This is a genomic window from Corallococcus sp. AB018 (assembly GCF_003986945.1).
GTDB lineage: Bacteria > Myxococcota > Myxococcia > Myxococcales > Myxococcaceae > Corallococcus > Corallococcus exiguus.
This window is the reverse complement of record NZ_RAWR01000013.1, coordinates 66,727-74,935: the sequence shown is the minus strand read 5'-3', so window position 1 is coordinate 74,935 and position 8,209 is coordinate 66,727. Positions and strand designations below refer to the sequence as shown.

The 8,209-nt window shown below is 66.7% G+C and carries 8 protein-coding genes and 1 tRNA gene; 3 read left to right on the top strand and 6 right to left on the bottom strand.

The features are described 5' to 3' along the window. Positions 1 to 43 precede the first annotated feature (43 nt). The 3 genes from D7Y11_RS05090 to D7Y11_RS05080 form a co-directional block, all read right to left on the bottom strand. Entirely contained in the window at positions 44 to 1,384 is a 1,341-nt protein-coding gene (locus tag D7Y11_RS05090; protein WP_233607199.1) for a hypothetical protein, read from the bottom strand. Positions 1,385 to 1,719: 335 nt separating this feature from the next. Then, positions 1,720 to 1,796 (bottom strand) — tRNA-Asp (locus D7Y11_RS05085). A gap of 130 nt (positions 1,797 to 1,926) precedes the next feature. Next, the gene (locus D7Y11_RS05080) at positions 1,927 to 3,057 is read right to left on the bottom strand and encodes a hypothetical protein (protein ID WP_254380153.1); all 1,131 of its coding nucleotides are present in this window, start codon (positions 3,055 to 3,057) and stop codon (positions 1,927 to 1,929) included. Between the two features lie 207 nt (positions 3,058 to 3,264). Between D7Y11_RS05080 and D7Y11_RS05075 the strand changes: the two genes are divergently transcribed. Then, entirely contained in the window at positions 3,265 to 3,840 is a 576-nt protein-coding gene (locus D7Y11_RS05075) for a hypothetical protein (protein WP_120575022.1), read from the top strand. A 14-nt stretch (positions 3,841 to 3,854) separates the two neighbouring features. Here D7Y11_RS05075 and D7Y11_RS05070 read toward each other — a convergent pair whose 3' ends face one another. Beyond that, positions 3,855 to 4,262 carry a hypothetical protein gene (locus tag D7Y11_RS05070; RefSeq protein WP_233601676.1) on the bottom strand — a complete coding sequence of 136 codons (408 nt, stop codon included), beginning with the start codon at positions 4,260 to 4,262 and terminating at the stop codon, positions 3,855 to 3,857. 195 nt (positions 4,263 to 4,457) lie between these two features. Next, entirely contained in the window at positions 4,458 to 5,045 is a 588-nt protein-coding gene (locus D7Y11_RS05065; protein ID WP_120575021.1) for a Crp/Fnr family transcriptional regulator, read from the bottom strand. A 67-nt stretch (positions 5,046 to 5,112) separates the two neighbouring features. Between D7Y11_RS05065 and D7Y11_RS05060 the strand changes: the two genes are divergently transcribed. Both D7Y11_RS05060 and D7Y11_RS05055 read left to right on the top strand, forming a co-directional pair. Next, a complete protein-coding gene (locus tag D7Y11_RS05060; protein WP_120575020.1) occupies positions 5,113 to 6,360 on the top strand; it encodes a sterol desaturase family protein in 1,248 nt (415 codons plus the stop codon). 99 nt (positions 6,361 to 6,459) lie between these two features. Beyond that, the gene (locus tag D7Y11_RS05055; RefSeq protein WP_126933158.1) at positions 6,460 to 7,302 is read left to right on the top strand and encodes an alpha/beta fold hydrolase; all 843 of its coding nucleotides are present in this window, start codon (positions 6,460 to 6,462) and stop codon (positions 7,300 to 7,302) included. Between the two features lie 20 nt (positions 7,303 to 7,322). Here the strand turns inward: D7Y11_RS05055 and D7Y11_RS05050 are convergent, their stop codons facing one another. Next, positions 7,323 to 7,994, bottom strand: coding sequence for a VOC family protein (locus D7Y11_RS05050; protein WP_120575018.1), 672 nt, complete (start codon positions 7,992 to 7,994; stop codon positions 7,323 to 7,325). Between the last annotated feature and the right edge of the window lie 215 nt (positions 7,995 to 8,209).

Genomic DNA, 8,209 nt, shown 5'->3' with positions numbered 1-8,209 from the left:
GTGTTCTACAACCGGAAGCGGCGCCACTCCGCCCTGGGCTACGTCAGCCCAGTGGAATACGAGCGGAGGGCCGCAACCAAGAGGCTGGCAGCGTAGTCAACCTGTCCACCGAACCGGAGCAGGCCCAGCCGCCCGTCCCCACCGCGTAGAGCTTCCCGCCCAGCAATCGCCAGCGGGCTTCGGCGGCCCCCAGGTAGCGCGCCCCCGCCTGTCCCATGCCCACTCCGAGCCCCTTCAATGCCACTTCGAGGCTGCGCGCGAAGAGCTGCACCGCCACGCGCCCGTCCACGTCGAAGCGGCCCCACGAGAAGGCTTCCGCGCCCAGCGATAGCTTCAGGTGCTTGGAGAGGCCGCCGTAGCGGACCGCGTCCCAGCCCACCTCCGCCTCGCCATAGGCGGAAGTCCCGTCCGGGAAGTGGGCCTCCGCCAGTGGCATTCCCTCCGTCCCCGCCGCTTTGAAGCGCGCCAACTCGTAGTCCGGGCCGAAGTATCCCTGTCGGAAGCCGCCATGCTGCCTGCGCACCTCCAACCGCAGCCGCATATCCAGCGTGGGTGTCACCGCATCCGCGCCCGCGCCCACCACCGCACCCCATGCGCCGCCCGCGCCGGGCCGTCCTCCCCAACCGGCAAGCAGGTGGGCCTCGAAGCCCGGCCGCACCACCACCACGGCGGTTGCGTCCAGGTGCGCCAGCGTCACCGGAGGCGCGCGACCTCCGGCCTTCCCCCAGTCATGCACAGCAGAGAAGGCCAGCGTGTAGCGGCCCTGCGCGCGGGGCTGGCCGAAGAGGACGTGCTCCAGGTCCAGCGCGACTTCCGCCCCCATGAGGCGCGCGCCTAGCACGTCCGAGGTGAACGCCTGCGTATAGAGGGGCCCCAGCGTGCCCGTGAGGAAGCCGCCCGCTGGGTGGTAGTCGGGATTGCTTCGGTTGGAGTAGCGCCGTACGAGGTGCGCGGACAGCAGGTTGTAGGACTCCAGCGCGCCGAACCAGACGCCCACGGGCGCGTCGTTCGAGCCCAGCTTGAGGCCGCGCACGAGTTGGCCCCAATCAGAGAGACTGTCCCAGTCCTCCTTCCGCATGAAGCCCGCGGCCCCTCCACCGCCCCAGAGGCGCAACCGCACGGGCGTGCCCAGGTTGAGGCCGAACTCCGCGCCTCCGTCGAGAATGAGGGTCGGCTCCACCTGGAGGAAGCCCTCGTCCGCGCCGACGCCCGCGTGCGGCAGAAAGGCCAGCGTCGTCGCCTCCACGCGCAGCAGGTTGCGCCATGCCTCGTCTCGTGGGCGCCGTTCCTCCTCCACGGGCGGCACCTCTGGGACGTCCTCGGCCCATGCGGCGACCGGCAACAGCAGCCACAGCCAGACAGCCCCACTTCGCGTCATTCGCATCCACGCCCCCTGGGAGTGACACCTCCGAGGAGAGCAAAGGACACACGTCTGACATTCAGCCCGGCACCCACCGGCTACGCACCACTGCCCAGAGGGGAAGGTCGGCTGCGTCGAGTCGGCGACTGTTATTGCCGTGGAAGGCGCAAGGCGCCCGGTCCCGGCTTTGTCGTCGTCTCGTCCGCGCTACGCAGTGGGCGCGGCTCCGTGGGGAGCGAGCTGTCCGCGCAACTCCAGCTCCAGCGCCGCCGCCGTCGGCTAGCCACGCCGGAGGGGCACATGAGGGGACGGAGGAAAAACAAAAGCCCAGCAACCCCGTAGGATTGCTGAGCTTTTAGTGGCGAGGAGTACGGGACTTGAACCCGTGGCCTCCGGCGTGACAGGCCGGCGTTCTAACCAACTGAACTAACTCCCCGTAAGGAGGGCACCGCTCTACCGCTGATCCGTGGATGAGTACAAGAGGAATGAGAGCCCTCATGCTGGGCGGCGGGCTCAACGGGGGAATGGGACGGGGGCTCGCCTCCACGACGAGCCCCGCACCGTGACTACGGAGCAGGCAACGGCTGCCAGTTCGGATCGGGCCAAACGAAGGGGTTTCCACCCTGGCCCGGAGCCGCGTTGCCGAAGAAGCGCTGGCAGCCCTCGACGTTCTGGGAGCTCCCGAGGATCCCCCAGAAGCCAGGGCAGACGTCCCGGGGGATTCGCGTGCGGCAGTCCTCCATCGTCCGCTCGCCCGCGCCAGGCTGTGCGTAATAGGCGCTCACGAACTCCCACGCGATGCGCTGGAGGGCATGCACGGTCGTCGCGTTCTCTCCAGGCGGCACCCGGGCCCCCTCGGGTGACTCCCGGAACACAGCGGCATGGTGGACCGCGGCCATGTAGTACGAGCCCAGGGACGTCAGGTGGACGTTGTCGCTGAAGAGCACGTTGAGCTTCTGCGAGGTCGAACCGCTGATGCCAGGTACCTCGTTCGCGATGACTCGCTCCACCAGATGGACCAGGGCCGTGCTTCCAGGGAGCGCCACCACGCGGTCCGCCCGTCCATCGTTCTGCAACGAGAGGTTCACCTTGGAAGACACACACTCCCAGGCAGCCCGGGCGTTCTTCTCATAGGTAATCCACTGAGACGGGTTGGATTTATCGATGTCCAGCCACGTGTGATAGAAATATGTAACGGCTTGTGGGTTCCCGGCGATCAAGCGGTCATGGAAGTGCCGCAGGTAGCCGATGGTGTTCTCCCACTCGATGGTGCCCAGCAGGTCATGCCGCTCGGTGATGAGGAGGGTGTCGTACTTCTCTCCCGGGCCCAGCGTCTGGGGAGACAGCAACTCCTGGACCACGTTCATGCTGTCACCCGAGCGGTTCTTGCCCGAGCGATAACCCTCCCATCCGTTATTGCCCCAGGTCCGCACCCGGAGAGGGGAGCCAATCACGTTCTGCTGGTTCCAGTTGAAGTCCTTGCCTCGACTCGTGGCGATGTCGTCGAAGTGGTCGGGCATGGGATTGTCGAGCAGGCTGTGTCCGGAGAAGAAGACCCGGGCGCTCGTGATGGGGGAGCTACCTGCGTCCGGGCTGCCAGCATCGGAGCCGCCGGCATCGGGACTGCCGGCATCCGGGACGCCCGCGTCACCGGTCCCTGCATCTGGATTCGTCCCGGCGTCGTCCTGGGGACGCACGCCCGAATCCGGAGGGCCTTCCGCGGGGACGTCCTGTCCGAGCTGCCCCGTACAGGCCAGCCAGAAGGAGACAGCCAGGAATGCGCATGGCTTCAGTCTTGAGATGTTCACCGTCCCGAGCATAGGCGGAATGTGAGCCCTCCTGTGTTGTGGACAAGGTCAGGTGCCGGGTCTGCTGCTATGAATGCGTGACGCTCAAGGAGCCTCATGGGAAACGCATCCGGCAGACAGAAGCAGAAGCCGCTCATCCTCGGTCCAGCTCCTGGCTCCGGCATGGGCTCCTACGCGGTGGCGTTCGATGAGTTGGAAGACCGCGAACTCGCCACGCTCAAGGAGAGCGAGTCCCCTGATGCCTTCTACCTGCCGTGGAAGACCGGTGACGTCACGGAGGGCGAGATCGATCTCACGACCGACACCCTCGCGTACTTCTTCACCGCGAACCTGAGCGGTTGCAGCCTCTGGTACAAGTTCCAGGATGGCAGCATCTTCATCCGGCACGAGGCGCGCACCGACAGCGCCTCGCAGAACCTGCACAAGCTGGCCGGCTTCAAGTGTGTCGTCGACAGCAGCCTGAACCCGGACGACGTCCAGCTCTCGGTCGACGAGGAGACGATGGTCCGCAAGGCGCGGTACTACGTCGTCTACGCGCTCTTCGACCACGATGCGCGGCAGGTGGAGTTCCGCGCGCAACTGGTCGCGCAGCAGACGAACCTGCTCAACCGGCAGGAGTCCTACGACCTCGTCAAGGTCACCACCGCCGTCGTCAAATTCCCCAAGCTTTAGAGCTGGAGGGCGGGCTACTTCTTCTTGCCCTTGCCCTTGCCGCCCTTGTGGTGGTCGTCGTGATGATCATCGTGGTGATCATCATGGTGGTCCCGGTCCCGGTGGTGGTCGCGCTCATGGTACGACGCGGGCACGGCAACATGCTTCTTCTTGTGCTTCCACCGCTTGTAACGGCCGGGAGGCACCTTGACGACGGTGACGGGGACTCGCCGCTCCTCCACGTACTCCCAGCCTCCGTGGTAGTCGCGCGCCCTGAACCACCGCCCATCGCGGCGCACCCAGTACACATTGTCCACGACGTAGAGATCCTCGTCGTAGTCCTCCACCACCTGCACGCCAGGCTGCACGACGACGAGTGGCGGCGGGGTCGTGAAGACGATGTCAGGCAACTTCACATCGATGCGCACCTGCCCGAAGGCCATCGAAGGAAGAAGGATCAACGCTGCAAGCAGTCGGGTCATCGGGCGAGCGTAGAAGCGGGCGTGCTCGCCAGACAACCTCCATCTGTCACGGAAGGATGGATGAAAACTTTGGCTCAGGTTGTATCAACTTTCCACGAGGCGTCCTGTCAGTCGACCTGACCCCGCACTGTGTGTCGTTGCGTCCGGGCTCGCTGCTCAATCGGTGCGCTTGCGCCGCCGCGACACGATGCGACTCAGGCCCACCTCGGTGATGCCGAGGTAGGCCGCCACGTCGCGCTGGGGAATCCGTCCCTTCAGGTGCGGATGCTCCTCCCAGAAGTTCACGAGCCGCTCCTCCGCGGACAGCTCCAGGAACTCCTGCTCCCGGCGCTCCTTGAGGAGGAAGTGCTGCTCCGCCACCCGACGCGCCAGCCGCTCCCAGCACACGTGGCCCTGCTCCAGCGTCTGGAAGTCCCGCGTCTGGAACACCAGCACGCGGCTCGGCTCCAGCGCTTCAATCGCGGTCATCGAAGGCTTCCGCTGCAACATCTCCGCGTAGGCGCCAATCAGCTCTCCCTCGGCGCGGAAGGCCTTGATGGACTCGCCTCCGCGTGGTGATACGCGCACGCCCCGGAAGACGCCCTGGAGCACCACGGCGAACCGGTCCGCCGCATCCCCCGGACGCATGAAGAACTCCCGCTTCGCGAGCGACTGTTCCTTCGCCACGGCCTCGGCCTTCGCCCATTCCTCGGGAGGAAGCGGGGCCAGCGTGGCGAGGCGCTCGAAGAGCTTGGGGAATCTCACGTCTCTCAGGACCCTGGCTTGACCTGGGTTAAGGCGCAGGCCGCTCGGGGGACCATATACCGGAGACATGTCCATCAACGTCTACGCCGTGGCGACGCCCTTCGTCATCGTCCTGGCCCTGACCGAGTTCGCCTGGTGCGTGGTTCGCCGCAACGGCTACTACAGCTTCCAGGACTCCATCGCGAGCATGGGCACGGCGGTGATGAACCAGTGCGTCAACGTCGCGGTGGCCCTGATGGTGCTGCCCCTCTTCACGCAGCTGGGCCAGTTCGCGCCGTGGAGGCTGGACGCATCGTCGCCGCTGTCGCTGGTGGCGCTCTTCCTGGGCGTCGACTTCCTCTTCTACTGGTTCCACCGCTTCGGGCACCGCACCAACATCGGCTGGGCGGCCCATTCGCCGCACCATTCCACCGAGGAGCTCAACTACGCGGTGGCCCTGCGCGCGAGCGTGACGCAGCGCCTCTTCTCGTTCCTCTTCTACTGGCCGCTGGTGCTGGTGGGCTTTCCGCCGGAGGCGGTGCTGGCGATGGTGGCCTTCCACCTGGTGCTCCAGTTCATCCCCCACACGCGGGTCATCCCCAAGCTCCCGCGGTGGGTGGAGTCGTGGCTGAACACGCCGTCGCACCACCGCGTGCACCACGCGCGCAACGACGCGTACATCGACAAGAACTACGCGGGCTTCCTCATCATCTGGGACCGGATGTTCGGCACCTACGAGGAGGAGACCGAGCCGTGCTCCTATGGCCTGACGACCCCGGCGAACACCTGGGACCCGACGGTCATCAACTTCCAGGCGTGGGCCCGGCTCTTCGCGGACGCCGTCGCCACGAAGAGTCACTGGGACCGGCTGCGCCTCTGGGTGATGCCCACGGGCTGGCGGCCCGCGGACCTGCCGCCTCGCACGTTGGGCTACTGGCAGCAGGAGGGCGCGGAGGTGAAGTACCACTCGCGCGAGCTGCCTGGTGTCCGGGGGTACCTCGTCTTCCAGTTGTTCGCGTCGATGCCGTTCATGCTCCTGGTGAGCCACCATGCCTCGCCGCTCTCCGGCTGGCAGAAGGTCGCGTTGAGCCTGCTGCTCTGGGCGATGGCGACCGCCTGGAGCGGGATGCTGGAGTCGAAAGCGTGGAGCGAGCCACTGGAGCTTGCCCGGGTGCTCGCGATGGGGGTGGCGGTGACGCTGTGGCTGGTCTGGGCCAGCGCGCCCCAGACATGGAGCGCGCTCACGGCGGCATGGCTGATGGTCTCGCTGGTGTGGCTGCGCGTGGCGCGGGGAGCCGCCGCCCGGGGGCCCCAGTCGAATCCCCATCCAAGCTGAGTCATCAGGCCTGGACTCCAGTCTGGGTTGTCGCGGTCGTGTCGGCCCCCCACCTTCCGCGCCGTCCCGCGCCACGCGCGGGCCCATTCGGAGAGGCCGATGAACGCTCAGCGCTTCACCCAACAGAACGCATGCCGGCTGGGTCTGCTCTATGCCCTCTGGGCACTGATGGCTGTCAGCGTCACTCCTTCCCAGGCCGTTGCATCCGAAGACGCGTGGAACACCGGCTGTCGTCGCAAGCCCACCATCGTCCTTGTCCACGGCGCATTCGCCGACGCATCCGGCTGGGCCGACGTGATCAAGCGGCTGCAGAAGCAAGGCTACACGGCCTACGCGTTCGCGAATCCCTTGCGCAGCATCTCGGGTGATGCGGAGTACCTGCGGTACTTCCTGGGGACTCTCACCGGTCCCATCGTCCTGGTCGGCCACTCCTACGGTGGCGCCATCATCACGAACGCAGCCACCGGGAATACGAACGTGAAAGCGCTCGTGTACATCGCCGCGTATGCACTCGACGAGGGGGAGACCATCTCGGAGGCCAACACTCTTGGTGGCGGCCATTCCGAGCTCAGCGAGCACCTCATCTTGCGTCCGTTCCCGGGGGGCGGAGCCACGGACGCCGACGCCTACGTCGACCCCGCCTTCTTCCAGGAGCTCTTCGCGGCAGATATCCGTGACAAGGACGCGGCGGTGGCGGCCGCCAGTCAGCGCCCCGCCGCCGCCTCCGTCTTCGATGAGCCATCCGGCCCGCCGGCGTGGAAGGCCATCCCGTCGTGGTACATGGTCGCCCGCGACGACAACGCCATTCCGCCCGAAGCCGAACGCTTCATGGCCCGGCGCGCTCGCGCCCGTACCGTCGAGATTCGCAGCTCACACGTTGCGATGGTCAGCCACCCCGAAGCCGTCACCGAGCTGATCTTCAAAGCGGTTGGCTGCCGTTGACGACGGAGATGGCTCGCTTTTCACGTCGGCAGCTCCGTCCCGGCCCGCTCCGCGGCCATGTACGCGGCGTACCAGTCGGGCCAGTTCGCGTCCCTCTGCCCGGTGCGCTTCTCGTGCTGGCCGTGGGCGGCCTCCGCGCGCCGCAGTGCGCTCGCCAGATCGCTCGCGGAGCCGAACGCTGTCTTGGAGGGGTCGACCCGGCCGGGCAGCCGCGTCGTGACCTCCTGCAGCAGCCAGCCGTTACCGTCAGGGTCGCTGAACGAGGCGAAGGTGCGGTAACTGCCCTGTCCGGGCTCGGGCCCGCGCAACCGGCCGTCCATGCCGAACTGAGCCCCTGGCTTCCCTGCATGGAATACCTCGCTGACCTCGACACCGTGGCTGACGAGGTCGTCTCGCGCGGCCTGGATGTCGGAGACAATCAGGTAGAGGCCCTGGGCCGTGCCGGGCGCGGCTGACGTGACGTTCGTACCGAATTGGATGGAGCCCCCCGAGCCAGGCGGCGTGAACTGGATGACCCGGAAGCCGTTATCGAAACGGAAGTCGGCGTCGAGCCTCCACCCAAGCTTCCCGTAGAACGCCTTCGAGCGGTCGACATCCGATACAGGAATGACAGCGGCTTCGAACTTCATGTCGACCTTCCCGGCGCGCGCGTCGGTGGTCGCATCCTGACTCCGGGTTGCGGTGGTGCTCATGGCTGCCTCCTGGCAATGGCATCGCGTGCGGACGAGCGCATGAGGGCCTCCTCAGCGCTGAGCGCGTAGGTCAACCCTGTGCATGACCTCAAGTGAAGACAATGCAGGCGCCCGAGCCAGGCGCTCGGGAGGCATTCTTGGGGGCTACCGGAATCACGACACCCACGGCGGGCCCACGCATCAGGCCCGCCGCGAGTCACGGCGGTAGCAGTCCC